Consider the following 24,860-nt stretch of genomic DNA (forward strand, 5'->3'; position numbering starts at 1 on the left):
CCCCTGACCGGTTCGGTCAGGCGCTGGGGTCGAACGTGATTCCGGACGGCTTGGCCGAGGTGAGGTGGGCCACGAAGTTCGCGTCCTTGAGACCGAAGTTGGCGCTGCCGAAGTCGTACGCGCTCAACTTGTCGCGCAGGCCCGCCGGGTAGCCGTTCCAGCCGACGAGCGGCGGGTACTGCCAGGTGTGCTTGGCGTTCTCCGGCGGCTCGTCGTTCGCGTTCCCCAGCCGGAAGTCGTGCGTGCCGATGCCGTCCTTGTGGTAGACGATCTTGGCGTGCGTGCCGTCGAAGCGGACGTCGGACGCCGCGTGCACGGTGAACGAACCGTGGTTGGACGTCGAGACGTACTGGATCGTGCCGTTCTGCACCCACACCACGACGTGTTCCCAGTCGTTGCGGTGCCCGCCGATGCTGGAGTTGGCGACGGCCTGGTCCTTCTCGAAGTACAGGCCGTACATGTACGCGCACCAGCCGTTGTCGCACTTGTAGCGCGAGTAGCTGTTGGTGTTGTCGAGGTCCGAGGCGTCGTGGCACTCGCCGCTGAGCGAACCCGTCGGTTTCAGGCCGCCGTTGATCGTCCCGTCGGGGCCGATCGCGGGCGTCGGGTAACAGCCGTCCGTGTCGTAGTCGAAGGCCGGCAGATACGTCTGCTCGGCGGCCTCGGCGTTCGCGGGCAGCGCCGTGGGCGGGGCGGCAAAGGCCGCGGAGGGGAAGGCGATGACGAGCGCGGCGGCACCGCCGAGGCCGACGAGCCACCTTCCGCGGCGGGTGCGGGACTTCTGGGACGACACTGCGTCCTCCTCTTGGGTGCAGCCCAACGGCTATGGGGGAAAGGGCTTTCATGGTGCCGACTTTCCATGTACGCGCCAAGGGGGTGGGATGTCACTTCGGTAACGGGCGCCCCAATACTTGAGCTACGCAACTTCCTTACCCCTCGGGCAGATCCGCCGCCGACTCCTCCGGTGCGAGGTCCGGACGCAGCCGCAGCCAGGACGGCTGGCGCAGCATCCCGGCCCGGGTGCGGGTGCTGTAGCGGACCTCGCCGACCAGCCGGGGCACCACCCAGCGCGCTGCGGCGACCGGCGGTACGGGGTCGAAGGGGCACGTGTCGGTCCCGCCCGCCCGCAGCAGTACGGCCAGTTCGGCGCGCTCGGCCTCGCTCCAGCCGGTGCCGACATTGCCGACGTACCGCAGCCGCCCGCCCGCGCGCTGCCCCACCAGCACCGCACCGGGCAGGCCCGTCAGGCGCCCCTTGCCGGGCACCCAGCCGCCGACCAGCACGTCCTCGCTGCGCAGGTTGCGGATCTTGATCCAGGCGCGGGAACGGACCCCGGGTTCGTACACCGAGTCCAGTCGCTTGCAGACGAGGCCTTCGAGCCCGTGCTCGTGGGTGGCTCGCAGGGCTTCTTCGCCATGTCCGTTGAGGGCGGCGGGAGTTGACCAGTACGGGCCGTCGAGGTCGAACTGCTCCAGCGCGGCGCGTCGGCGGGCGTAGGGGAGGGCGAGGAGCGGTTGTCCGAGGTGGGGGATGTCGAACAGCACGAGATGGACGGGTGTTTCGGCGGCTCGGCGCGCCGCCTGCGCCGGTGACCCGGCCAGACCCATCCGGCCCTGCAGCAACTGGAAGTCGGCGCGGCCCTGTTGGTCCAGGGCGAGCACCTCGCCGTCGAGGATGGCTGGAGTGGAGCCCAACTCGCGGCCCAGGGCGAGCAGTTCGGGGTAGGCGGCGGTGATGTCCTCCCCGGAGCGGGCACGCAGGAGGACGCTGCCGTCGCCGGGGAGGTAGACGAGTACGCGCTGGCCGTCCTGTTTGGTCTCGTAGGCCCAGCGGGAGTCCTGCGCGGCGGGCGGGAGCGGACCGGAGGCGGCGAGCATGGGCGGGATGTGGGGGAGTGGCGTCGGTGGCGGGGTCACGGCAGAGGTGTCGACGGGGGTGGGCGGTGGCACGCGTGTTTCGGGGCGGGTTCGCCTGAACGGGGGTGGTTCGGCGAGAGGGGTGCCGGGTGTGCGTACGCGCCGCCGCCCGTGTCGTCCCCGGGCGCGAGGAGCGGCGGCGCGTGCGTCACACGTTCCGCAGATACGCCAGGACCGCCAGCACCCGGCGGTGCCCACTGTCGCTCTGCGGCAGGCTCAGCTTCAGGAACACGTTGCCGATGTGCTTGCTGACCGCGCGTTCCGTGACCACCAGGGTTTTGGCGATCGTCGTGTTGTCGTGGCCCTCCGCCATCAGCTTGAGCACCTCGCGCTCGCGCGGGGTCAGCGAGTCCAGCGGGGAATCGCGGCGCCGGGTGAGCAACTCGGTCACCACCTCGGGGTCGAGCGCCGTACCGCCGGCCGCCACCCGGTCCAGCGCGTCGAGGAACTCGTCCACGCGGCCGATCCGGTCCTTGAGCAGATAGCCGACCCCGCTCGCGCCGACCCCCAACAGCTCGGCGGCGTACGACTCCTCGACGTACTGCGACAGCACCAGCACCGGCAGCCCGGGGATGCGTTCCCGTGCCTCCAGCGCGGCACGCAGGCCCTCGTCGCGGAAACCGGGCGGCATCCGAACATCCAGCACGGCCACGTCCGGCCGGTGTTCGAGCAGCGCGGGCAGCACCTCGGGCCCGCTGCCCGCGACGGCCACCACCTCGTGCCCCGCCGACGTCAGCAGCAGGACCAAGCCTTCCCTGAGCAGGGCGTTGTCCTCGGCGAGCACGACTCTCACGACAGTTCCGCCTCAACCACACTCACCAGACGCACGGCAGCTCCACTTCGATCACGGTAGGTCCCCCCACGGGGCTGGTCACAGTCACACTGCCGTCGAGCGCGGCGACCCGGCGCTGCATACCCAGCAACCCCGAACCCCCTGCCTCGTCGGCCCCGCCCCGGCCCTCGTCGCGCACCCGGACGCGCAGTCCGGTGCGGGCGCGGGCGAGGTGGACGTCGGCGCGGTCGGTGCCGCTGTACTTGGCCGCGTTGGTCAGCGACTCGGCGATCACGAAGTACGCGGCCGCCTCCACCGCCGCGGGCGCGCGCGGCCCGTCGTGTCCGTCGGCCAGCCCGTCCACGGTCACGGTGACGGTCAGCGCGCTGCTGGCGGCGAGCGCGCGCACCGCGCCGACCAGGCCGCGGTCGGTGAGGATCGGCGGATGGATGGCGCGTACGACATGCCGCAGATCCGTCAGCGCCTCCTCGGCCAGCGTCTGCGCGTCGTCGAGCATCCTGCGGGCCGCCGCCGGGTCCTGGTCGTAGGCCCGCTTGGCGAGCCCGATCCGCATCGACAGCGAGACCAGCCGGGCCTGGGTGCCGTCGTGCAGATCGCGTTCGATCCGGCGCAGTTCGGCGCCGTGCGCGGCGATCGCGCCCGCCCGGGTCTGCACCAACTCCTCGACCCGAACGGCTAGTTGGGCCTTCGGTGAGGGCTTCAGCAGGACGGTGGACCAGTGCGCGTCGAGATCCGCGAGCCGACTGATCAACGGCAGGACGACGGCCCGGCGGCGCAGCAGCCCGCACCACACGCCGTCGACGACCAGACCCAGCGGCCACAACGGCAGCATCAGCACGGGCAGCGCGCCGTAGGCGTAGTAGGCGACCATCCAGCGGAAGTCGGTGAGCGTGCTCGGGTCGCGGACCGCCGTGCGCACCCGGTCCCGCACGGTGCCGGTGAGCGGTTGGTACGCCTCGGGGATCTTCCGGCCGGTCCACGCGCCCGTCTGCTGCCGCTTGGCACCGGCGATCCGCCGTATCAGCAGCACCGTCTCCGGGAGCATGAACGCGCCGACCACCGCGGCCGTGGCGATCGCGGTGATCAGGAGCACGGTGATGAAGATGTACGACCCGAAGGCCATCGCGGCCGAGACGACCAGCTGGACTGTCGCCCGGGCGGCCTGCCGCAAGGTAGCGCGCATGAAGATCAGGTTAGGCGCATCGGCCCGGGCGCGGGCGAGTGGGCGACGGAATCGTTGAGGCAACACGTCAGCCAAGATCCAAGTCTGCTCGATCGGGACGAAACCACACAGCGGGCGGAGGGAAGCACCCGTGAAGCCGCTGCTCGCGTCGGCGCCCACGTGGCCGGAAAACGGCGATGGTCAAGTCAGTTGCTTGTCCTGAATGAGGGCTTCCGCTTGTCTGGGCCGCGGGCCCAGGAGAACGGCGGTGGCCGCGATGGCGGACGGGACGACGGTGCGGACCGAAGTGGTCGCCGGTACCCGGGAGTTGATCCTCACGACGGCGGAGCGGCTGTTCGCCGAGCACGGTGTTCATGCCGTCTCCGACCGCCACGTCAGCGAAGCCGCCGGCCAGGGCGACAACGCGGCCGTCGGCTACCACTTCGGTACCAAGGCCGACCTGGTCCGGGCCATCGCCCGCAAGCACGCCGAACGGGTCGAGGGGAACCGGGTCCGCCTGCTCGCCGAGATCGGCGACTCCACGGCCGTACGGGACTGGGTGTCCTGTCCGGTCCGCCCGAACACCGAGCATCTGGCGGCCCTGGGCGGCCCCACCTGGCACGCCCGGTTCTGCGCCCAGGTCATGACCGACCCCGCCCTCCACCGGATCATGGTCGAGGAGTCCCTCGGCTCCCCGTCCCCGCGGCGGCTCGTCGACGGACTGTGGCGCTGCCTGCCCCGGCTGCCCGACGAGGTGCGGGCCGAACGCGCCTCCATGGCACGCCGCCTGATCCTCCACACCTGCGCCGAACGCGAGCGCGCCCTCGCCGAGAACACCCGCACGCCCAGGGCGAATTGGCATGACGCCGCCACCGGTCTCGTCGACGTGATCGTCGGCCTGTCGCGGACCCCCGTCACCTGCCCCCCCACCCGAACCACTCGACCGTACGAGCGGAGAAGCGGTGAATCGATGCCCCCCACGCCGAACGCTGTCGACCGACTCCCCACCGACATCGCCCTGTTCCCGATGCCCAGGGCCGCGGCCTGTCCCTTCGACCCGCCGCCCCGGCTGCGTACCGAACAGCAGGAGCGGCCGCTCACCCGGGTCCGCCTGTGGGACGGCAGCAACCCCTGGCTGGTGACCCGGTACGCCGACCAGCGGACGCTGCTCCTGGACCCGAGGGTCAGCGCCGACGTCACCGGCCCCGGCTGCCCGGGCCAGATCGCGTTCACCGGCGAGAACACCGCCAGTTGCATCCTGATGGACGACCCCGAACAGGCCCGGCTGCGCCGGATGGTCACCGCGCCGTTCGCCATCAAGCGGATGGACGCCCTGCGCCCCGCCGTCCAGAAGATCGTGGACAACCTGATCGACGACCTGCTGGCCGGCCCCGACCCCGTCGATCTGGTGCAGGCGTTCGCGCTGCCCGTGCCCGCGCTGGTGATCTGCGAACTGCTCGGAGTGCCGTACGGCGACCACGACTTCTTCCAGGAGAACAGCAGCACCCTCATTAGGCGGGACGCGTCCACCGAGGAGCGGATGGTCGCCGGCGCACGGCTGATCGAGTACCTCGACAGCCTGCTGGGCACGAAGGCGGCCAATCCCGCCCAGGACCTGCTGTCGGGGCTGGTCGCGCGAATCGAGTCGGGCGAACTGACCAGCTCGGAGGCGGCCCGCATGGGCGTGCTGCTCCTCGCGGCCGACCATGAGACGACCGCCCACATGATCGCCCTGGGGACCCTCGCCCTCCTCGAACACCCCGACCAGCTCGCCCTGTTGCGGGACACGGACGATCCCGAGCTGGTCGTCTCGGCGGTCGAGGAACTCCTGCGGTACCTCAACATCCCGCACGACGGACGGCGCCGAGTGGCCCTGGAGGACATCGACGACGCGCACGGCGGAACCCCCGTCGTGCTCGATCTCCTCGACCGTCCGCTCGGCGCCCGGCCGGTCCTGGTCCGCCACCGCGCCCTCGGCACCCGCGAGGGCGAACTGCAGCGCGGCGGCCCGTCCGATCCCGGACCCCGCCCCGGTGACGACGACACTGCGCCCTTGAAGGCCGATGCCGTGCATGGCGTACTCCTTGGTTCTGCGCGGGTCGGCCGCGGTCGTCCCGAGGTGGGGGAGAGGGTTCGTCCGCGGACCCGGCGCCGATCTGGGGGAGTGGCCGGCGACCGGGTCCGGGACGGCGCCGACCCCCGTCCCCACGGGTTCGGCGCGGGGGCCGCCTTCTGCTCAAGGCGGCCCCGGCTCTGGTGAGCCAGGGCTCAGCTGTGCTCCTGACTCCTGTCGGCCCGCACTTGGGGCGGGCTTCCTTGAGTTAGGCAAGCATATCCGACTTACTTGAGTCAAGCAATCGAATGCATATTGCTTGAGTCAGGCAAGCAGGACTGTAGGGTGACGCTCATGTCCACGTACGACAGCATCAGTGAGACACGATCACCCGCCCGCGGTGGCGGGCAGCATCTGCTCGTCGCCGTGGACGAGCCGGACAACGCCGAACTCCTCTCCACGACACTGGAGTTGGCGGGCTACCACATCAGGACGGCCGGCAACGGCACCGAGGTGGTGTCCCGGCTCGCGGAGCAGCGGTTCGAACTGGTCGTCATCGACGCGGAGTTGCCCGAGATGGACGCCCTCGCGCAGGGCCGCCGACTCGTCACGCACCGCCCGCCCGTCCTCCTGCTCACCGGCTGGGACGCTCTCGACAAGCTGCTGCCCGAACTGGGCGCGGGGGAGCGGGACTACGTCACCAAGCCCTTCCGGATCGCCGAAGTGCTCGCCCGTATCCAGGTGTTACTGCGCGGCCGGGGAGGCGGACGCGACGGCGCGCTGCACTACGCCGACCTCGTGCTCGACGACACCACCTGTCAGGCGCGGCGCGGCCGGCGCACCCTCGATCTCACGCCCGCGGAGTACCGGCTGCTGCGCCACCTCCTCGTCAACGCGCACAAGGTGCTGTCCAAGGAGCAGATCAGCCGCTACGTCTGGGGCGACTTCCGCGGCGACAACGCGATGGAGCAGCTCGTCTCCCGCCTCCGCCGCAAGGTGGACCAGGAAGGCGCGGCACTCATCCATACCCGCCGGGGCTTCGGCTACTGGCTCGGACGGGCGGCCGGCGAGGCGTGAGCGCGCGGGTGCCCCGCCGGGGAGTTGCAAGGGATTCGCGGAGCAAATATGGGCACCCTGTGAAGCGGGGTGCGAGGCGATGTCACGGTGACGTGGCGCCGCCCTTTTCTCGTCGCGTTCGGGGGTCGACGGTGTCACGTCAGCGTCGGTCAACTCGCGTGCAATGCAACTGAGTTGACCGTTCCTGACATCTCTGTCCGGTTCATGGCGACAGCGTCGACGCTCGTCGCCGTCTCCAGCATGGCCGGGCACTACGCCTCACTCACCCTCGAGACCAGAACCTTCGGTTCCGGCACAGCGCGACGAAGCAGGAAGCCACGGAATCCGGTCCGGAGCCCGTGCCGCAAAGCGGCAGAGCACCGGACCGGAAGGCCAGAATCTCCCTGCTCCAACAGAGAGAGCAAGCCAATACAACAACGATGGCAAGCCCTCCGCACGCAGCGAGTCGTACGGCGGCGGCCCCATCGAGTTCCACGCGCTGCTCAGGCAATGGCGGGAGGACAGCGACATGCGGGACGTCCTGGCCGAGTGACAAGGGTGGGCGGGCCTCTGCTGTTCAGTCCCTGGACGTGAGAATGCTCAGCGCGTTCGCGGCCACGACGGCACCGATGCCCGCCCACTCCGCCCAGCCCAGCCGCTGCCCCAGGCCGATCCAGCCGACCACGGCGGCGAGCACGGGATTGACGCTCATGAACAGCCCGAAGGCCGGAGCCGGCACCCGGCGTAGCGTGAACAGATCCGCCAGATAGGGCACCGCCGACGACAGCACCCCGGCCGCCACCGCACACGCGGCAGCCGTCAGGGTCGGCGGGTGCCGGACCGCGACGATGATCCCGACCGGCAGGAACATCAGCGCGGACACGCCGGCCGCGGCCGCCGGGCCCTGCGCCCCGGGGACGCGCCGCCCGACGGTCCGGTTGAGCAGGATGTACGACGCCCAGCACGCGGCGGCCAGCAGCCCGAGCCCCATGCCCAGATAGTCGGCCGAGGGGCGTGGCCGCATCAGCGTCACCACGCCCGCCATCGCGATCAGCGCACAACAGGCGTCCACGCGACGGCGGGTCGCGGCCAGCGCGATGGACAGCGGACCCAGGAACTCCAGCGTCACCGCCAGACCGAGGCCGACACGGTCGATGGCGGTGTACAGGGACAGGTTCATCGTCCCGAACACCACGGCCAGCAGCAGCACAGGCCACCACTGCCGCCAGGTGAACTCCCGCAACCGGGGCCTGCCCACGGCGAACAGGACGACCGCGGCGACGTACTGGCGCACCGCGACGACCCCCACGGGCCCGATGACCGGGAAGGCGAGGGAGCCGATCGCCGCACCGAGCTGGTTGGACAGACCGCTGCCGGCCATGGTGGCGACCCCGACGAGGCCCACCCGGGTCGGCTGCGGGGTGACAAGTTCCCTGGCGGGCAGGGGAGTTGAGGCGGCGGCGCGTGCGGGGGCGACTTCGGGCATGCTCCGATCGTGCGCCCGTTTGACACTTGCGCAAAATGCAAGGACGGGACGATCTATACGCTTGAGTCATGGATATGGAGTTGAGGCAGCTGCGGTGTCTCGTCGCGATCGTCGACGAGGGCACCTTCACGGACGCCGCCGCCACGCTCGGCGTCTCCCAGGCCGCCGTCTCCCGCACCCTCGCCTCGCTCGAACGCGCCTTGGGCGTACGGCTGTTGAGGCGCACCTCGCGGGCGGTGACCCCGACGAGCACCGGGCTGCGGGTGGTCGCGCACGCCCGGCGGGTGCTCGGCGAGGTCGACGACCTGGTCCGTGAGGTCGCCTCGGGCCACGCCCATCTGCGCATCGGCTACGCCTGGTCGGCGCTCGGCCGGCACACGCTGCCCTTCCAGCGCCGCTGGAGCAGGACGCACCCGGAGACCGACCTGCACCTGGTACGCGTCAACTCCGCCACCGCGGGCCTCGGGGAGGGTGCCTGCGAACTCGCCGTGGTCCGCAGGCCGTTGGACGACCGGCGGTTCGAGTCGGCCATCGTCGGGCTGGAGCGGCGGCTGTGCGCGATGGCCTCCGACGACCCCCTCGCCCGCCGCCGTTCGGTCCGGCTGGCCGACCTGGCGGGGCGCACCCTCCTCGTCGACCGTCGTACCGGCACGACGACCGCCGACCTGTGGCCGCCCGACTCCCGCCCGGCCACCGAGGACACGCATGACGTGGACGACTGGCTCACCGTGATCGCCACCGGCCGCAGCGTCGGCATGACCGCGGAGTCGACCGCAAACCAGTACCCGAGGCCCGGAGTCGTCTACCGCCCGGTGCGCGACAGCGAGCCGGTCGCCGTACGGCTCGCCTGGTGGAAGGACGACCCGCACCCCGCCACCCAGGCCGTACTGGAACTGCTCACCACGCTCTACCGCGAGGCCTGAGTCCGTCACCCGGGTGGCCCCGGGCGGCGGCCTCCGCCGGGGGCCGACTCGACGCTGACAGCATGAGCCCTGGTCATGCCCACTCGTCGAAGCGGACGAGGATCGTCATCCTGGTGGCCGTCGTCGTCGCGGCCCTCGTCACCGGCCTCGCGCTGCTGCCCGACACGTTCTCGGCGGACGCCGACGCGAGCGCGCACGTCACCAAGGTGTCCACCCGTCCCACCGCCAGCGGTGACGTGGGCAAGAACCTGCCGGTCAGCAAGCCGAAGATCTCCTGCACCGAGCTGCTGCGGAAGGATTTCGGCGCGCTCGACGACGCGGCGACGTCCGTGGCCTCGGCGAGCGTGGTGGCCAAGGGCGACGCGAACGCCTACGAGTACGAGTACTGCGACGTCAAGGGCACCGTCGCCCCGCAGATCCAGTTCGAACTGCGGCTGCCGACGAAGACGTACCGGCAGCGCTACCTGCAGGAGGGGTGCGGCGGCTACTGCGGCATGGTCGGCGGCAGCGCCCAGCCCGCCGCCTCGACCGGCTGCGCCCCCAAGAACACCGAGGCTTCCGCGGGTGCCGGCAGCACCGCGCCCACCGTCGAATACACCCGGCCCGTCTACCCGTACCCGCAACTCGTCGCCTACGACGGCTCGGGGGACAAGAAGGACGCGGCCAACTACCGCGCCTACACGCCCGACAAGCTGCCCGACGACCACTACAAGTGGGCGGGCTCCTTCACCTCGGGCTACCAGGAGTGGTGCGAGACGAAGGACGGCAAGTCGCTGAGCTGTAGCCGCCACGAGTCGTAGGCAAGCATGAGAAAGTCGTAGAAATTCGCTGTCCCCTGCCCGCCCCTGGCCGGTCCATGGGCGGGCAGGGGCGTGTCTGCGGTAAGTATGGGCGGAGCTATGCGTGCAATACGGCGGACAAAATTGTTGACAATCTTGTTTGGCTAGATTTAGGTTCGACAGGCACTCACTCAGGGAGGGCAACGATGCCGAAAGAAGCCCGTCCGAGCACCGGGGAGCAGGCCAAGCAGCATGCGCTCACGCAGCTGCGGCAGGCGATCCTGCAGGGCGACATGGCACCGGCGCAGCGGTTGGTGGAGAACGAACTCGCCGAGCAGTTCGATGTGACGCGGGCCAGCATCCGGGCGGCGCTGATCGATCTGGCGGCCGAGGGACTGGTGGAGCGGATCCGCAACCGGGGGTCCCGGGTGCGGGTGGTGACCGTGGAGGAAGCGGTCGCGATCACGGAGTGCCGCATGGTCCTGGAGGGACTGTGCGCGGCCAAGGCGGCCGTCGCGGCCAGCGACGAGCAGCTGACCGAACTGGTGGACCTGGGCCGGGCCATGACCAAGGCCGTGGCCGACGGCGAGCCGGTCACCTACTCCGAGCTCAACAGCGAACTCCACTACAAGGTACGGGAGTTCTCCGGCCAGCAGACGGCCGTGTCCCTGCTGGAGCGGCTCAACGCCCAACTGGTGCGGCACCGCTTTCAGTTGGCGCTGCGACCGGGGCGTCCGCAGCAGTCCCTGAGTCAGCATCTGGCGATGATCGAGGCGATCACGGCCAGGGACCCCGAGGCGGCCGAGGCGGCCGTCCGCGCCCATCTCACCAGTGTGATCGAGGCGTTGCGCGACTGACGCGCGGCGCATCGGCACGCCTGGGGCGGGCGCACACCTGTCCATCAAGGAGATTCGAGTCATGACGCACGGCAACGCGCCCGCCCCCCCACGATCGACACTCGTCGTCACGGCGCACGCCGGGGACTTCGTCTGGCGGGCGGGCGGTGCCATCGCCCTGGCCGCCGCCCGCGGCGAGAAGGTCACCATCGCCTGTCTGACCTTCGGCGAGCGCGGCGAGTCCGCGAAGGCCTGGCGCGAGGGCAAGAAGCTGGACGAGATCAAGGCGATGCGCCGGGACGAGGCCGAGCGTGCCGCGGCCACCCTCGGCGCCGAGGTCCGCTTCTTCGACGCGGGCGACTATCCCCTGGTCGCCACCGCCGAGTTGACCGACAAACTCGTCGAGGTCTACCGCGCCACGCAGCCCGACGTCGTGCTCACCCACCCCGCCGAGGACCCGTACAACGGCGACCACCCGGCCGCCAACCGGATGGCGCTGGAGGCCCGCGTCCTCGCGCAGGCCATCGGCTATCCCGGCGAGGGCGAGATCATCGGCGCCCCGCCGGTCTTCTACTTCGAGCCGCACCAGCCCGAGATGAGCGGCTTCAAGCCCGAGGTCCTCCTCGACATCACCGAGGTCTGGGATACCAAGCGCAAGGCGATGGAGTGCCTCGGCGCCCAGCAGCACCTGTGGGACTACTACACCGACCTGGCCGTCCGTCGTGGTGTCCAGCTCAAGCGCAACGCGGGCCCGAACCTGGGCCTGGCCCACAAGACGATGGCCGAGGCGTACATGCGCCCGTACCCGCAGATCGCGAAGGAGCTGGGATGACCATGGGCGGCGTGATCGTCACCAACCCCCCGAAGGCGGACGCCGAGGACGTCGAGGCGCTGGCCGCCTTCGGTGTGGCCACCGTCAGCGAGGCCATGGGCCGCACCGGTCTGCTCGGACCGTCGATCCGCCCTGTCCAGCAGGGTGTTCGGGTCGCGGGCACCGCCGTGACCGTGCTCAGCTGGCCCGGCGACAACCTCATGATCCACGCGGCCGTGGAGCAGTGCGGCGAGGGCGACATCCTCGTCGTCACCACCACCTCCCCGTGCACGGACGGCCTGTTCGGCGAGCTCTTCGCCACCGCGCTGCGGAAGCGCGGGGTGCGCGGAGTCGTCCTGAACACCGGCATCCGCGACACCCAGGAACTCCGCGACATGGGCTTCGCCGCCTGGTCCCGCGCCGTCTCCTCCCAGGGCACCGTCAAGGCCACCGGCGGCTCGGTCAACGTGCCGATCGCCATCGACGGCCAGGTCGTCCGCCCCGGTGACGTGATCGTCGCCGACGACGACGGCGTGGTGGTCGTCCCGCGGGAGAAGGCCCGCGAGACCGCCGAGAGGTCCGAGGCCCGCGAGGCCAAGGAGGCCGCCACCCGCGCCGCCTTCCTGGAGGGTCAACTCGGCCTGGACCGCTACGGTTTGCGAGACACCCTCAAGCGTCTCGGCGTCGAGTACCGGTCGTACGAGGAGTACACCGGAGCCGGCTCGTGACCGGGCCCGCGGAGGTCCGCTGCATGCTGATGCGCGGCGGTACCTCCAAGGGCGCCTACTTCCTTGCCGAGGACCTCCCCGCCGACCCGGCCGAACGTGACGACCTGCTCCTGCGCGTCATGGGCAGCCCCGACCCGCGCCAGATCGACGGCCTGGGTGGCGCCCACCCGCTCACCAGCAAGGTCGGCGTGGTCTCCGCCTCGACCGACCCCGAGGCCGACGTCGACTACCTGTTCCTGCAAGTCGCCGTCGACCGCCCCGAGGTGACGGACCGTCAGAACTGCGGGAACATCCTCGCCGGAATCGGCCCGTTCGCCGTGGAACGGGGGCTCGTGGCCCCCGGTGACGGCGAGACGTCCGTCCGCATCCGGATGCTCAACACCGGGGAACTGGCGATCGCGCGCTTCCCGACTCCGGGCGGGCGCGTCGGCTACACCGGCATCGCGGAGATTTCCGGTGTGCCCGGCACGGCCGCACCCGTGGTGATCGAATTCCCGCCGGGCGCGAACCCGTTGCTGCCGACCGGCCGCGTCCGTGACGTGATCGCCGGCACCGAGGTGACGTGCGTCGACAACGGCATGCCGGTCGTCCTGATCCCGGCCGTCGCACTGGACGTCACGGGGTACGAGACGCCCAGTGACCTGGAGGAGAACGCCACTCTCGCCGCCCGCCTGCGGGAGATCCGCCTGGCGGCCGGAAAGCTGATGGGCCTCGGTGACGTCGAGCACACCACGATCCCCAAGCTCAGCCTGCTCGCACCGCCCACGGACGGTGGCGCCGTGACGACCCGCACCTTCATCCCGGTGCGCTGCCACACCTCCATCGGCGTCCTGGGCGCCGCGAGCGTGGCGGCGGGGCTCCTCGTCCCCGGCGGGGTGGGGGAGGGCATCGCGGAATTCGCCGTACAAAGTGACCGAATTCGCATCGAGCATCCCAGCGGATTCCTGGACATCGAAACCAGCGTGGACGCCGGATCGGCGGGCTCCGCTCCCGTGGTCCGCAGCACCGCGGTCGTCCGCACCGCACGCAAGATCTTCGACGGCACGGTCTTCCCCAGGCCCGCCGACATCGCACCGACCCGCAACGCCCCAACTCCCGTACCCGCAAGCCCCCTTGGAGGCAACGATGGCTCCGCCGCTCGGTGACATCGCCCATATCGGCCACGCCCAGCTCTTCACCCCGGACCTGGACGCCAGTGTCGCCTTCTTCACCGACTACCTGGGCCTCACCGTCAACGGCCGGGACGGCGACACCGTCTACCTGCGGACCTACGACGACTACGAGCACCACAGCCTGGTTCTCACCGCCCGCGCACAGCCCGGCCTCGGCCGGCTCGCGTTGCGCACTTCCAGCGAGGAGGCGCTCCAGCGTCGTATCAAGGCGGTCGAGGAGGCGGGCGGCGCCGGCAGGTGGGTCGAGGACGAACCCGGCCTCGGCAAGCTCTACGTCACCACGGACCCGGACGGCCACGAGCACGCCCTGTACTGGGAGAGCGAGTACTACCGGGCCCCCGACGAGCTGAAGCCGGCCCTGAAGAACCAGCCGCAGGCCAAGCCCAACAGGGGTGTCGGCGTACGGCGGTTGGACCACATCAACTTCCTTGCCGCGGACGTGCTGTCCAGTGCCGAGTTCCAGCAACAGGTGCTGGGCGCAAGGCCGACGGAGCAGATCCGGCTCAACGGCGGGCGGATCGCGGCGCGTTGGCTGACGTACACGAACAAGTCGTACGACGTCGTCTACACCGAGGACTGGACCGGTTCGACCGGCCGGCTGCACCACATCGCCTTCGCGACCGACACCCGCGAGGACATCCTGCGCGCGGCCGATCTCGCCATCGACACCGGCGTGTTCATCGAGACGGGCCCGCACAAGCACGCCATTCAGCAGACGTTCTTCCTCTACGTCTACGAGCCCGGCGGCAACCGCATCGAGCTGTGCAACCCGCTCACCCGACTCGTCCTGGCGCCCGACTGGCCGCTGATCACCTGGACCGAGGAGGAGCGGAAGAAGGGGCAGGCCTGGGGCCTGAAGACCATCGAGTCCTTCCACACGCACGGGACGCCGCCGGTCGGCTGAGCGCTGCTCGGAAGCCACTGAGCGGTGCGCGAGAGCCACCCCGAGCGATTGTCGATGAGATTGTTGACAAAAACGTTGACTATCGAGCGGGTGGCTCTTTAGCGTCTAGCGCACCACGTACGAGAGGTAACCAACGATGTCTTCCTCCCCCTCGCCGTCCCCCGCGCCCGCCCTGTCCGCGCGCGCCGGCAGGCTGGCCCTCCTGGTCATCGGTCTGTGCTGGCTGGCCGTCCTCTTCGACGGCCTCGACATGTTCATCTACGGCTCGGTGCTGCCGCACCTGCTGGAGACGAAGACCTTCGGTCTCACCGCCGACCAGGCCGGCGACCTCGGCAGCTACGCCACCTTCGGCATGCTCGTCGGCGCCCTCACCGCGGGCACGGTCGCGGACCGGATCGGCCGCAAGCAGCTGATGATCGGCTGCGTGACGCTCTTCTCGCTCGCCTCCGGCATCTGCGCGGTCTCGGGCAGTGTCGAGGTCTTCGGCCTCGGCCGCACCCTCGCCGGTGTCGGCCTCGGCGGTCTGCTGCCCACCGCGATCAGCATGGTCTCCGACTACGCCCCGCGCGGCCGTACCGCCCTCACCATCGGCATGCTGATGACCGCCCACCACGCCGGCGGCATCCTCTCCGCCTACGTGGCCAAGTGGCTGGTGGAGCCGGTCGGTTGGCGCGCCGCGTTCTGGGTCTGCGTCCTCCCGCTGGTCTTCGTCCCGGTGCTGCTGAAGTTCCTGCCCGAGTCGCTGAGCTTCCTCGTCGCCAAGGGCCGCACCGACGAGGCCCACGCCCTCGCCGAACGCTTCGAGGTCCAACTGCCCGCCGCGGCAGGCAAGAAGACCGCGGCCGACCGCTGGGACGCCCTGCTCGCCCTCTTCCGCGGCGGCGAACGGCTCCAGACCCTGCTGTACTGGCTCGCCTCCTTCGGCGGCCTGCTCCTCGTCTACGGCGTCGCCACCTGGCTGCCCACCCTGATGCGCGCCGAGGGCTACGAACTGGCCAACGCCCTCACGTTTGTCGTGGTGTTCAACCTCGGCGGCATCGTTGGCATGCTCGTCGCCGGCCGCGCCGCCGACCGCTTCGGCGCCCCGCGCATCTCGGCGATCTGGTTCGCGCTCACCGCCGTGGGTGTCTTCCTGCTCGGTGTCCACATGAACCAGGCCGTGACGATGCTGGTCGTCTTCCTCACCGGCGTCTTCCTCAACAGCGCCCAGACGATGATCTACGCGACCGTCTCGATCCGCTCGACCCCGGACAACCGTGCCACCGCGGTCGGTTGGACCTCCGGCATGGGCCGCTTCGGCGCCGTCTTCGGCCCGTGGCTCGGCGGCCAGCTCCTCGCCTCGGGCAACGGCGACTGGGGCTTCACGTCCTTCGCCATCGCCGGTCTGTCCTCGATGGTGTTCATCGGCATCGCGGCGCTCCGCAGCTCGAAGCAGACCGAACAGGCCGGTGCGGAGCAGGAGTTGGTCGCCAGCCACTGACCGCGCCCCCGGCCCGGGTGACAGGGGCGGGACCCGACGCCGGCCACCGCAGCGGATGCGGGGCCGGCGTCGGTCTGTGGACACGTCGGCCTGTCCGAGCATGTCGACCTGTCCGGACACGAAGAAGCGCCTGCCGCCCAAGTGGGCGCAGGCGCGGGCTGGTTGACGAGGGTGTCCCTCAGTCCCTGCCCATCTGGTCCTCCGCCGACAGGTGTTCCACCGTCTTCCCCGTCTCGGTGAAGGTGCGCGTGACGTACCCCGACGAGTACACCCACAGGATGCGCAGCGGGGTGTCGCCGATGTTCCGGAACAGGTGGGGGATCGGGGAGGGGACGTAGGTGGTGTCGTACCGCTCCAGCTTCGTCACCTCGCCGTCGACCACCACCTCCGCACGGCCCTCCAGGATCGTGACGTGCTCGTCGCAGTTGTGCGAGTGCAACGGCGCCCCGGAGCCGACCGGATACACGCTCATCCCACTGGTGATCCGGTTCTCCCCGCCCGTCGACGGCGTCGTGACGAGAGGCGTCGTGACGACGGCACCGCCCCGGTCGAGCACGGGCACGGACGCGACCTTGATGATCGTGGTCATCCGGATTTCCTTTCCGCTCACACGCTTCTGCGTCGCATGACGTTAGGCCCCGCGTGAAGGAATGGGTGCCCTCTGGCGTGCAGCTTTACCTTGCATTTCGAGAGGGGTGAGCTTCCCGGACCCGCCTGTACCGTCGGCACGCATCGCACGGATTCACGAACCGTGCACGTAACGCGCCGGAAAGAAAAGGCAGGTACAGGCCCTATGAGGCTCCCCGTTCTCACCGAAGAGGAAATGGACCCGCGCCAGCAGGAACTGGCCGCCCGCATAGCCGGCCGGCGCGGTGCCGTCCGTGGTCCCTTCCGAGTCTGGCTGCACAGCCCGGAGATGTGCGAACGGGCCGAATCCCTCGGCGCGTTCGCCCGCTTCGACTGCGTCCTCCCCAAGCACCTGCGGGAACTCACGCTGCTGATGGCCGCCCGCAACTGGGACGCGCAGTACTCCTGGAACGCCCATGTGCACCAGGCGATCGAGGCCGGCATCCCGGAGGCCGCCGTCCAGGCGATCGCCGAGAAGCGCGAGGCCGTGTTCGACAACGAGGCGGACCAGGCCTTCTACCGGTTCTGCCGCGAGATCCTCGACGAGCACTTCGTCACCGACGAGACCTTCGCCGCCGCACTGGACCACTTCGGCTCCAAGGGGCTGGTCGACACCATCGGCGCGCTCGGCAACTTCACCATGCTCGGCATGTGCCTGAACACCTTCCAGGTGGACCTCCAGGCCGACAAGGAACCCCCGTTCCCGGACATCCGCGGCTACGGCCGTTTCACCCCGGACGGGCCCGTCGGTTCCGTCGGTTCCGAGCCACGCTCGTGACAACCCCGGGGCAGGGCGCGGTACTTCGCGTCCGGGGGATCACCAAGAGCTTCGGTGGCGCGGCTGCCCTCAAGGGCGTCGACCTCGATCTGTACCCCGGCGAGGTCCACGCGCTGATGGGCATGAACGGGGCCGGCAAGTCGACGCTGGTGCAGGTCCTTTCGGGGGTCCATCAGCCCGACGCAGGCACAGTCGAGGTCAACGGGCAGGCGCAGCACGGACTTACGGTCCGCAGGGCACGCCGGCTCGGTATCGCGTCGGTGCCCCAGCGCCGGGAGCTGGCGATCGGGCTCACCGTCGCCGAGAACGTGATGCTGGGCGACCTGCCGACGCGCGGCGGGGCCGTGCGCTGGAGGGCGGTCAACTCCGAGGCGCGCAAGGCATTGGAGGGGCTCGGCATCGACATCGACGTGACGCGGACCGCGGGTTCGCTCACCGTCGCCGAGCAGACCATGGTCGAGGTGGCCCGCGAGGTCCGCCGCGGCGGACGCATCCTGATCCTCGACGAACCGACCGCCTGTCTGAGCGCCGAAGCGGCCCACCAGATAAGGGAGTTGGTCCGCACCCTGCGCGACGAGGGCGTCGCCGTCGTCTATATCTCGCACTACATCGACGAGGTGCTGGCCGTCGCCGACCGCGTCACGGTGCTGCGGGACGGAGCGGTCGTACGCAGCGCCCCGGCCGCCGAGTTCGACGCCGCCGGTCTCGTGCGCAGCATGGTCGGCCGGGACGTCGTGTCGCAGCGGTCCCAACGACCCGCCCCCAAGGACGAGATCGGGCTCACGGTGCGCGGCCTCACCGACGGCCGGGCCGTACGGGACTTCACCGTCGAGGTACGCAAGGGCGAGATCGTCGCCGTGCTCGGACCGGCCGGGGACGCGCAGTCACGTCTCTTCGACCTGCTCTCCGGGCGCCGCCGTCCCGACACCGGCCGACTCGCCGTGGACGGAACTCCCGTGCCGTACGGCCGAGTTCACGCCTCCCTGTCCAGCGGTCTGCGCTGCGTCACCGGCGACCGCCGCGCCCTCGGCCTGGTCGCGGAGTTGTCCCTGGACGAGAACCTGATGCTGGCCGGTGACCGCCTCGCCCGCCGCCGGACGCACCGACGGGCCCAACTCGCCCGCCGGGCAGCCCCGTTGCGCCACAGCTACGGCGTGGTCGCGCTCGCCGGGAACCCGCCGGTGGGCGCGCTGTCCGGGGGCAACCAGCAGAAGGTGCTGCTCGCCAAGTGGCTCCAGACCGAGCCGGTCGCCTGCTTCCTGGAGGACCCCACCAACGGGGTCGACATCGCGGCCATGGCCGACATCCACGCTCTCGTCGACGACCTCGCCTCGCGCGGTGTCGCCGTACTCCTCGCCTCCTCGTCCGCCGAGGAGGTCATGCGCCTCGCCGACCGGGTCGTCGTCGTCAGCGCCGGCCGGACGGTCGCCGAGCACGACATCGACGCCATCACCCACGACGAACTCGTCGCCACCGCCCTCGGAGGTCAACCGCAGTGAGCGTCAAGACACTTCCCGACGCCCCCGGCGTCGACGACCCACCCGGGAAAGCCCGTTCGCGCTTCTCGCCGACGGCATTGCGCCGGGCTCCGCACACCGGACTGACAGCCGTCCTGATCGTCGTCATCGTGGCCACCTCGATGCGGACCGACTCGTTCGCGACCGACACGAACGTCATCAACATCCTGCGTCAGGTCAGCGTCGTCGCCGTGATCGCGGCCGGACTCACGCTGCTGATGACCGCGGGCGGCATGGACTTCTCGATGGGCAGCAACGTCGCCGTGACGACCGCGGTCGGGGCGCAGTTGCTGGCCCACGGCCACTCCACCGCCTTCACCGTCGTCGTCACCCTCGTGCTGGCCACGCTGATCGGTCTGGTCAACGGGGTGGTCGTGACGTTCACGAACGTGGCCCCCTTCGTCGCGACCCTGGCCACGGCCACCCTGCTCGACGGCGTCGCCCTGCTCGTGCTCGACAGCGTCAGCGTCTCCATCGGCAGCAAGATGTTCGCCCTCGGCAACAACAAGATCCTCGGGGTGCCGTACCTGCTGGTCGTCGCGATCCTCGTGCTGATGGCGACCGCCCTGGTCATGCGGTTCACCGTGTTCGGCCGCGACGCCTTCGCCATCGGCGGCAACGAGCACGTGGCCCGGCTCAGCGGCATCAACGTCACCGCCCGCAAGCTCTCGCTCTACGCCCTCACCGGCGCCCTGTCCGGCCTCGCGGGCCTGATGCTGCTGTCCCGGCTCAGCGGCAGCAGCCCCGGCACCGGCGGACTCTCCCTCCAGCTCCAGGCCGTCGCCGCGGTCGTCATCGGCGGCACCGCCCTGGCCGGCGGCCACGGCACGGTTGTCGGCACCGCGCTCGGCGTGGTCCTCCTCGGGGTGGTCGCCAACGCGCTGAACCTGCTCCAGGTCTCCAGCAACTACCAGTCGGTCTCCGTCGGCGCGGTGCTGCTCATCGCGGCCGTCGCCAACGAGATGCACAAGGCACGTTCCGCACGGCATTGACCCGTCCCACTCACCGCGTCCGAATCCTGTATCCACAAAGGCGGTTCACCATGAGAATTTCGTTCCGTTCCCGCAGAACCATGCTCGCCGCGTTCGCCGGCACCACTCTCGTACTGAGCGGTTGTGGCACGAGCGACGACAGCGGGAGTTCCGGCGATGTCACCCTCGGATTCGTCAACGGCGGCGACACCGAGTTCCACAGCTGTCTCCAGAAAGCGGTCGAGCAGGAGGCGAAGACGGAGAACGCCAAGGTCTTCACCGCCAACTCGCACCAGAATTCCACCACCGAACTGTCCAACATCGAGGACATGACCTCGCGCAATGTGAGCGCGCTGATCGTGCAGACGGTCAACGTGGACGCGCTGAAGGGCGACATCGCCAAGGCGAAGGCCGCGAAGATACCGATCTACCTGACCTCCGTGGCCACCAGCGACGTCGACGACATCCTCGGTGCGGCCGTCGTGGACCTCACCAAGGTCGGCGCCCTGGACGCGGGCTGGGTCGCGACCGACGCGGGCGGCAAGAGCGTCGAGGTCGGTGTGATCGCGGGTGCGCCCGGCGCCGCCTCCGACCTCCTCGTGGGCGGCTTCACCAAGGCGCTGCCCAGCACCGCGAAGGTGGTCGCGAACCAGCCGGGCATGTTCAACCCGGTGAAGGCGCAGGACGTCGCGGAGAACATGATCCAGGCCCACCCGAACCTGCAGTACGCGTTCGTCGCCTCCGAGGACATGGCCCTGGCCGCCCGCAAGGCGTTCGACGCGGCCGGCAAGAAGGACGTCAAGATCGTCACCGTCAACGGCACCGACGAGGGCCTGGCCGCGGTCAAGGACGGCCGGCTCTCCGCCACCGTGGCCAACTCGGCCATGGCGATCGGACAGACCGCGGTCAAGAACGCGGTCGGTCTGCTGGCCGAGAAAAAGGTTGACAAAATTGCCAACATTCCTCTTTTGTTGGTGACCAAGGACAACCTGAGCAAGGCCCCCCAGTACTGCCCGAAGTGACGAGCACCGCTTGAGGCAACGCGCACCGCTTCGAGCAGCGGGGTCCGGTGCCGGGAGCGACGCCTGCCTCATTGTTGTCCGAGCCGCCTGTCCGCCACATCGCCGGAATGTCCAAGTGGAGCCGCCACCAGGACATCCCGGCAGGGGCGGACCCATCAGTACGACCGGCACCGCCGCCGGGGCCCACCCCTGGCACACGTGGGCCTCCGGAGGAATCATGGATCGACTGCTCCTCATGCACAGCTTCGTCACCGTCGCGCAGGCCGGCAGCTTCAGCGGGGCGGCGAAGAAGCTGGGCTCGTCGGGCTCGCTCGTGTCGCGGCACGTGGCCGAGCTGGAGCGCCAGGTGGGCGTCCGCTTGGTCAACCGCACCGCCCGCTCGGTCAGCCTCACCGAACCGGGGCTGAAGTACGCCGAGTTCGCGGCCCGCATCCTCGACGAGATCGAGGCCGAGGACGCCGTCATCTCGCACCTCCACGACCGCGCCGAGGGCACCCTGAGCATCATCTGCCCGAAGTGGATAGGCAGCCTGGACCTCGGGGACGCGATCGCCGCCTTCTCCGCGGCCCACCCCAAGATCCACGTCCGCTTCGAACTGGGCGGCATGTCGGACCGTACGTACGACTTCCTGGACAGCGGCTTCGACGTCGCCTTCCACACCCGCGACCTGCGCGACTCCAGCGTCCGCCTCAAGAAGATCGCCTCGCTGCCCTTCGTGCTCTGCGCCTCCGAGAAGTACCTGGAGCGCGGCGGCCCGCTCACCGAGCCCAACGGCCTCGCCCACCACGACTGCCTGGTCCACGTGAACGACCCCGTCTGGCGCATCGGCCACGGCCACGCCTCCACCCTGCACAAGATCCGCAACATCGCCTTCTCGTCCAACTCGTACATCGCCCTCCAGAAGGCCGCCGTCCACGGCCGCGGCATCGCCCTGCTGCCCCAACGCCCGGCCTACGACGACCTGATGACCGGCGCCCTCCAGGTCCTGCTCCCCGAGCTGGCGGTCCCCGACCGCCCCCTGTTCGCGATCTACGGCCCCGGCCAGGCCACCCCGCGAAAGGTCAGCGTGTTCCTGGACTTCCTCGCCGAATGGTTCTCACAGAATCCCATTCCGGCCATCGGGTCGTAGGGCCTGTCCGGCGGATCCTGTCGCAGACGCGGGGTGTGGCACGTCCTCCCTCATTGCCCTAAAGGCGTGAGGGGGCCCCAGCGGCGTTGCCGTCGGTTGTCGACGTCCTCCTCCGCCTTGCAGCCGCACGCGCCACACCCCGCTCACCGGCGCTGATGAGGCACCGATGTTTTCCTGCGAGCTGATCCGCCGGACAGGCCCCAGCCGCAAGAAACGATTGCGAATTCAGACGAGCCCGGACCATTGAGGCCTTCACGCCGCGAAATCTAGGCTCGCCGGGCGACCCGCGAAACGAGGCATCCATGGGAATCCAGAGAATCGAATCCGTCACCTACGGGATCGACGACGTAGACGAATGTGTCCGTTTCTTCGGCGACTTCGGGCTGTTCCTGCTGGAACGCACCGAGGAGCACGCGGTCTTCGAGACCCTCACCGGGCAGACCCTCCACCTGGACACCCTGCCCGGCCCCCTGCTGCCGCCGCCGGTGGAGGCAGGCCCTACCATCCGTGAGGTGGTCTGGGGCGTCGACACCCCGGAGGAACTCGCCAGCCTGGTCGCCGAGTTGGGCCGCGACCGCAGGGTCCACGAGAGCGCCGACGGCGTCCATCACACCGTGGACGAGAGCGGCTTCGGCGTCGGACTCGCCCTGGCCCGCCCGAAGAACGCGGACGTCACCCCGCGCCCCGCCAACGCGCTGGGCAGCGTGGCCCGTTGGAACACCGCGCTGGACCCGCTCACCCGGGCCTTCCCGCTGCGCATGTGCCATGTCGCGCTGAACATCGTCAAGGCCGGGCGAGAGGAAGCCGTCGCCTTCTACACCGAACGGCTCGGCTTCCGGCCCACCGACATCGTCGAACCCATGGGCGTCTTCATGCAGGCACCGGGCGACGACGACCAGCACACCATGCTGCTGTGCCACCGCCCCGACCGCGCCGGCGTCAACCACATCGCCTACGAGGTCCCCGGCTTCGACGACGTCGTCGAGGGCGGCAACCACATGATCGAGCGCGGCTGGCGGGAGGCCCGCAAGCTCGGCCGCCACACCGTCGGCTCGAACGTCTTCCGCTTCCTGCACGCCCCGTGCGGGGGCCGCGTCGAGTACGCGGCGGACATGGACCGCGTCGACGACACCTACGAGACCCGCGTCCACGAGACCACCCCGCCGCACCACATCTGGGCGCTGCGCTCCAACCGCGATCAGCAGGACGCCCCCGCCACCTGACCTCCACTCCCGCCTTTCCAGCCTGAGAGGGCACCGACTCATGACCTCCGACCACGGCTACCCCGCCGTCCGCATGTACATCGCGGGCGAGTGGTGCCAGGGCGGCACCGGACGGACCGCCCCGATCGTGAACCCGGCCACCGAGAAGGTGATCGGCGACGTACCCCTCGCCACGACCGCCGACCTCGACCGCGCCCTCGACGCGGCCACCGAGGGCTTCCGCACCTGGCGCGACACCCCGATGGCCAAGCGCTCCGCGATCCTGCACGCCGCCGCCGACCTCATCACCGAACGCGCCCCCGACATCGGCCGCGTCATGGCCCAGGAGCAGGGCAAGCCCCTCCGCGAGGGCACCACCGAGGCCCTGCGCACCGCCGACACCCTGCGCTGGCACATCGAGGACGCCCGCCGCGCCTACGGCCGGATCATCCCGTCCGCACCCGGCACCGTCCTCACCGTCCGCCGCGAACCCGTCGGCCCCGTAGCCGCGTTCGTGCCGTGGAACTTCCCCGTCGGCGGCCCCAACCGCAAGCTCTCCTCCGCCCTGTCCGCAGGCTGCTCGATCGTCATCAAGGCCTCCGAGGAGACCCCGGGCACGGCTGCCGCGCTGGTCGCCTGCTACGCCGACGCGGGGCTTCCCGCCGGCGTCCTCAACCTCGTCTTCGGCGAACCGGCCGCGGTGTCGGCCCGCTTGATCCCCTCACCGAAGATCCGCCTGGTCGCCTTCACCGGCTCGGTCCCGGTCGGCAAGCTCCTCGCCGCCCAGGCCGGCGAGGTCATGAAGCCCACCCTGATGGAACTCGGCGGCCACGCCCCGGTCATCGTCTGCGCCGACGCCGACCCCGTGAAGTCCGCCCGCAAGGCGGCCCAGGCGAAGTTCTTCAACGCGGGCCAGGTGTGCACCTCCCCGAGCCGCTTCTTCGTCCACGCGAGCATCGTCGACGCGTTCACCGCCGAGTTCGTGAAGGCCGCGCAGGAAGTCACCGTGGGAGACGGCCTCGACGCCGACACCACCATGGGTCCGCTCGCCAACGAGCGCCGACTGCACGCCATGGAGACCCTGGTCGCCGACGCCGTGGAGCGCGGCGCCAAGGTGCTCACCGGCGGCCAACGCCTCAGCAGGGACGGCTACTTCTACGCCCCGACCGTCCTCACCGACGTACCGGCGGACGCGCGGCTGATGCACGAGGAACCCTTCGGCCCACTCGCCCCGATCGTGCCCTTCACCGACCTGAACGAGACCCTGGCCATCGCCAACTCCCTTCCCTACGGCCTCGCCGCCTACGGTTTCACCGAGTCCGCCGCCACCGCCGAGAAGCTCTCGGACACGCTGGAGGCCGGCATCCTCTCCATCAACCACTGCGGCGGCTCCGTCGCCGAGGCCCCCTCCGGCGGGGTCAAGGAGAGCGGCTACGGCAGGGAGGGCGGCCCCGAGGCCCTCGACGCCTACCTGATCACCAAGCGCGTCTCGCACCTGCTGGCGGGCTGAACCGC

Annotated in this window: 22 protein-coding genes and 3 pseudogenes; 18 read left to right on the forward strand and 7 right to left on the reverse strand. The window is 70.2% G+C overall.

Annotated features, from left to right (window positions below):
- Positions 1–16 precede the first annotated feature (16 nt).
- From OG226_RS46395 to OG226_RS46410, 4 genes are all read right to left on the reverse strand, one after another.
- On the reverse strand, positions 17–793 hold the full coding sequence (locus tag OG226_RS46395) for an NPP1 family protein (protein WP_328685532.1): 777 nt from the start codon (positions 791–793) through the stop codon (positions 17–19).
- A gap of 136 nt (positions 794–929) precedes the next feature.
- Positions 930–1,877, reverse strand: a complete 948-nt coding sequence (locus OG226_RS46400; RefSeq protein WP_329353716.1) for an ATP-dependent DNA ligase — start codon at positions 1,875–1,877, stop codon at positions 930–932.
- Between the two features lie 187 nt (positions 1,878–2,064).
- Positions 2,065–2,709, reverse strand: coding sequence for a response regulator transcription factor (locus OG226_RS46405; protein ID WP_329352551.1), 645 nt, complete (start codon positions 2,707–2,709; stop codon positions 2,065–2,067).
- A gap of 22 nt (positions 2,710–2,731) precedes the next feature.
- The gene (locus OG226_RS46410; RefSeq protein ID WP_329352553.1) at positions 2,732–3,892 is read right to left on the reverse strand and encodes a sensor histidine kinase; all 1,161 of its coding nucleotides are present in this window, start codon (positions 3,890–3,892) and stop codon (positions 2,732–2,734) included.
- Between the two features lie 256 nt (positions 3,893–4,148).
- On the opposite strand from OG226_RS46410, the pseudogene OG226_RS46415 reads away from it, so the two are divergent.
- Positions 4,149–4,790, forward strand: a pseudogene (locus OG226_RS46415) (TetR/AcrR family transcriptional regulator); the annotation flags it as partial.
- A 51-nt stretch (positions 4,791–4,841) separates the two neighbouring features.
- A pseudogene (locus tag OG226_RS46420) lies at positions 4,842–5,759 on the forward strand (cytochrome P450); the annotation flags it as partial.
- A gap of 15 nt (positions 5,760–5,774) precedes the next feature.
- Here OG226_RS46420 and OG226_RS46425 read toward each other — a convergent pair.
- Positions 5,775–5,945 (reverse strand): annotated as a pseudogene (locus OG226_RS46425) (SDR family NAD(P)-dependent oxidoreductase); the annotation flags it as partial.
- 333 nt (positions 5,946–6,278) lie between these two features.
- Between OG226_RS46425 and OG226_RS46430 the strand changes: the two are divergent.
- Entirely contained in the window at positions 6,279–7,001 is a 723-nt protein-coding gene (locus OG226_RS46430; protein WP_328685535.1) for a response regulator transcription factor, read from the forward strand.
- Positions 7,002–7,557: 556 nt separating this feature from the next.
- Here OG226_RS46430 and OG226_RS46435 read toward each other — a convergent pair.
- Positions 7,558–8,466 carry an EamA family transporter gene (locus OG226_RS46435; protein ID WP_329352555.1) on the reverse strand — a complete coding sequence of 303 codons (909 nt, stop codon included), beginning with the start codon at positions 8,464–8,466 and terminating at the stop codon, positions 7,558–7,560.
- A gap of 68 nt (positions 8,467–8,534) precedes the next feature.
- Between OG226_RS46435 and OG226_RS46440 the strand changes: the two genes are divergently transcribed.
- The 8 genes from OG226_RS46440 to OG226_RS46475 all read left to right on the forward strand — a co-directional run bounded on the left by OG226_RS46440 (position 8,535) and on the right by OG226_RS46475 (position 16,099).
- Positions 8,535–9,389, forward strand: coding sequence for a LysR family transcriptional regulator (locus OG226_RS46440; protein ID WP_328685537.1), 855 nt, complete (start codon positions 8,535–8,537; stop codon positions 9,387–9,389).
- A gap of 62 nt (positions 9,390–9,451) precedes the next feature.
- Positions 9,452–10,189 (forward strand): tannase/feruloyl esterase family alpha/beta hydrolase, encoded by a 738-nt coding sequence (locus OG226_RS46445; protein WP_329352556.1) that lies wholly within the window; start codon positions 9,452–9,454, stop codon positions 10,187–10,189.
- Positions 10,190–10,374: 185 nt separating this feature from the next.
- A complete protein-coding gene (locus tag OG226_RS46450; protein ID WP_329352557.1) occupies positions 10,375–11,025 on the forward strand; it encodes a GntR family transcriptional regulator in 651 nt (216 codons plus the stop codon).
- Positions 11,026–11,086: 61 nt separating this feature from the next.
- The gene (locus tag OG226_RS46455; protein WP_328685540.1) at positions 11,087–11,836 is read left to right on the forward strand and encodes a PIG-L deacetylase family protein; all 750 of its coding nucleotides are present in this window, start codon (positions 11,087–11,089) and stop codon (positions 11,834–11,836) included.
- Positions 11,837–11,838: 2 nt separating this feature from the next.
- Positions 11,839–12,543 (forward strand): 4-carboxy-4-hydroxy-2-oxoadipate aldolase/oxaloacetate decarboxylase, encoded by a 705-nt coding sequence (locus OG226_RS46460; protein WP_328686628.1) that lies wholly within the window; start codon positions 11,839–11,841, stop codon positions 12,541–12,543.
- Positions 12,540–13,688, forward strand: coding sequence for a 4-oxalomesaconate tautomerase (locus OG226_RS46465; RefSeq protein WP_329352559.1), 1,149 nt, complete (start codon positions 12,540–12,542; stop codon positions 13,686–13,688). Before OG226_RS46460 ends, OG226_RS46465 begins: the two co-directional genes overlap by 4 nt.
- Positions 13,669–14,619 (forward strand): catechol 2,3-dioxygenase, encoded by a 951-nt coding sequence (locus OG226_RS46470; RefSeq protein WP_329352560.1) that lies wholly within the window; start codon positions 13,669–13,671, stop codon positions 14,617–14,619. Before OG226_RS46465 ends, OG226_RS46470 begins: the two co-directional genes overlap by 20 nt.
- 136 nt (positions 14,620–14,755) lie before the next feature.
- A complete protein-coding gene (locus OG226_RS46475; RefSeq protein ID WP_329352561.1) occupies positions 14,756–16,099 on the forward strand; it encodes an MFS transporter in 1,344 nt (447 codons plus the stop codon).
- A 178-nt stretch (positions 16,100–16,277) separates the two neighbouring features.
- Here OG226_RS46475 and OG226_RS46480 read toward each other — a convergent pair whose 3' ends face one another.
- Complete coding sequence (locus OG226_RS46480) at positions 16,278–16,688, reverse strand: cupin domain-containing protein (protein ID WP_329352562.1); 411 nt, start codon at positions 16,686–16,688, stop codon at positions 16,278–16,280.
- A gap of 234 nt (positions 16,689–16,922) precedes the next feature.
- Between OG226_RS46480 and OG226_RS46485 the strand changes: the two genes are divergently transcribed.
- The 7 genes from OG226_RS46485 (at position 16,923) to OG226_RS46515 (ending at position 24,855) form a co-directional block, all read left to right on the forward strand.
- Positions 16,923–17,504 carry a carboxymuconolactone decarboxylase family protein gene (locus OG226_RS46485; RefSeq protein WP_329353717.1) on the forward strand — a complete coding sequence of 194 codons (582 nt, stop codon included), beginning with the start codon at positions 16,923–16,925 and terminating at the stop codon, positions 17,502–17,504.
- Positions 17,501–19,003: a sugar ABC transporter ATP-binding protein gene (locus OG226_RS46490; protein WP_329352563.1), complete on the forward strand. Its 1,503-nt coding sequence runs from the start codon at positions 17,501–17,503 to the stop codon at positions 19,001–19,003. Before OG226_RS46485 ends, OG226_RS46490 begins: the two co-directional genes overlap by 4 nt.
- Complete coding sequence (locus tag OG226_RS46495; protein WP_329352565.1) at positions 19,000–20,013, forward strand: ABC transporter permease; 1,014 nt, start codon at positions 19,000–19,002, stop codon at positions 20,011–20,013. Before OG226_RS46490 ends, OG226_RS46495 begins: the two co-directional genes overlap by 4 nt.
- A 50-nt stretch (positions 20,014–20,063) precedes the next feature.
- The gene (locus OG226_RS46500) at positions 20,064–21,014 is read left to right on the forward strand and encodes a sugar ABC transporter substrate-binding protein (protein ID WP_328685547.1); all 951 of its coding nucleotides are present in this window, start codon (positions 20,064–20,066) and stop codon (positions 21,012–21,014) included.
- Positions 21,015–21,231: 217 nt separating this feature from the next.
- Positions 21,232–22,143 (forward strand): LysR family transcriptional regulator, encoded by a 912-nt coding sequence (locus tag OG226_RS46505; RefSeq protein ID WP_328685548.1) that lies wholly within the window; start codon positions 21,232–21,234, stop codon positions 22,141–22,143.
- A 302-nt stretch (positions 22,144–22,445) separates the two neighbouring features.
- Entirely contained in the window at positions 22,446–23,366 is a 921-nt protein-coding gene (locus OG226_RS46510; protein ID WP_328685549.1) for a VOC family protein, read from the forward strand.
- A 40-nt stretch (positions 23,367–23,406) separates the two neighbouring features.
- Positions 23,407–24,855: an NAD-dependent succinate-semialdehyde dehydrogenase gene (locus OG226_RS46515; protein WP_329352566.1), complete on the forward strand. Its 1,449-nt coding sequence runs from the start codon at positions 23,407–23,409 to the stop codon at positions 24,853–24,855.
- Positions 24,856–24,860 lie beyond the last annotated feature (5 nt).

It is taken from the genome of Streptomyces sp. NBC_01261 (assembly GCF_036226385.1).
Taxonomy (GTDB): Bacteria; Actinomycetota; Actinomycetes; order Streptomycetales; family Streptomycetaceae; genus Streptomyces.

Coding starts and splice junctions, on each gene's coding strand:
- OG226_RS46400 (WP_329353716.1), bottom strand. CDS start 1,877: ATGCTCGCCGCCTCCGGTCCGCTCCCGCCCGCCGCGCAGGACTCCCGC.
- OG226_RS46410 (WP_329352553.1), bottom strand. CDS start 3,892: ATGCGCGCTACCTTGCGGCAGGCCGCCCGGGCGACAGTCCAGCTGGTC.
- OG226_RS46430 (WP_328685535.1), top strand. CDS start 6,279: ATGTCCACGTACGACAGCATCAGTGAGACACGATCACCCGCCCGCGGT.
- OG226_RS46435 (WP_329352555.1), bottom strand. CDS start 8,466: ATGCCCGAAGTCGCCCCCGCACGCGCCGCCGCCTCAACTCCCCTGCCC.
- OG226_RS46440 (WP_328685537.1), top strand. CDS start 8,535: ATGGATATGGAGTTGAGGCAGCTGCGGTGTCTCGTCGCGATCGTCGAC.
- OG226_RS46445 (WP_329352556.1), top strand. CDS start 9,452: ATGAGCCCTGGTCATGCCCACTCGTCGAAGCGGACGAGGATCGTCATC.
- OG226_RS46450 (WP_329352557.1), top strand. CDS start 10,375: ATGCCGAAAGAAGCCCGTCCGAGCACCGGGGAGCAGGCCAAGCAGCAT.
- OG226_RS46455 (WP_328685540.1), top strand. CDS start 11,087: ATGACGCACGGCAACGCGCCCGCCCCCCCACGATCGACACTCGTCGTC.
- OG226_RS46460 (WP_328686628.1), top strand. CDS start 11,839: ATGGGCGGCGTGATCGTCACCAACCCCCCGAAGGCGGACGCCGAGGAC.
- OG226_RS46470 (WP_329352560.1), top strand. CDS start 13,669: ATGGCTCCGCCGCTCGGTGACATCGCCCATATCGGCCACGCCCAGCTC.
- OG226_RS46475 (WP_329352561.1), top strand. CDS start 14,756: ATGTCTTCCTCCCCCTCGCCGTCCCCCGCGCCCGCCCTGTCCGCGCGC.
- OG226_RS46480 (WP_329352562.1), bottom strand. CDS start 16,688: ATGACCACGATCATCAAGGTCGCGTCCGTGCCCGTGCTCGACCGGGGC.
- OG226_RS46485 (WP_329353717.1), top strand. CDS start 16,923: ATGGACCCGCGCCAGCAGGAACTGGCCGCCCGCATAGCCGGCCGGCGC.
- OG226_RS46500 (WP_328685547.1), top strand. CDS start 20,064: ATGAGAATTTCGTTCCGTTCCCGCAGAACCATGCTCGCCGCGTTCGCC.
- OG226_RS46505 (WP_328685548.1), top strand. CDS start 21,232: ATGGATCGACTGCTCCTCATGCACAGCTTCGTCACCGTCGCGCAGGCC.
- OG226_RS46510 (WP_328685549.1), top strand. CDS start 22,446: ATGGGAATCCAGAGAATCGAATCCGTCACCTACGGGATCGACGACGTA.
- OG226_RS46515 (WP_329352566.1), top strand. CDS start 23,407: ATGACCTCCGACCACGGCTACCCCGCCGTCCGCATGTACATCGCGGGC.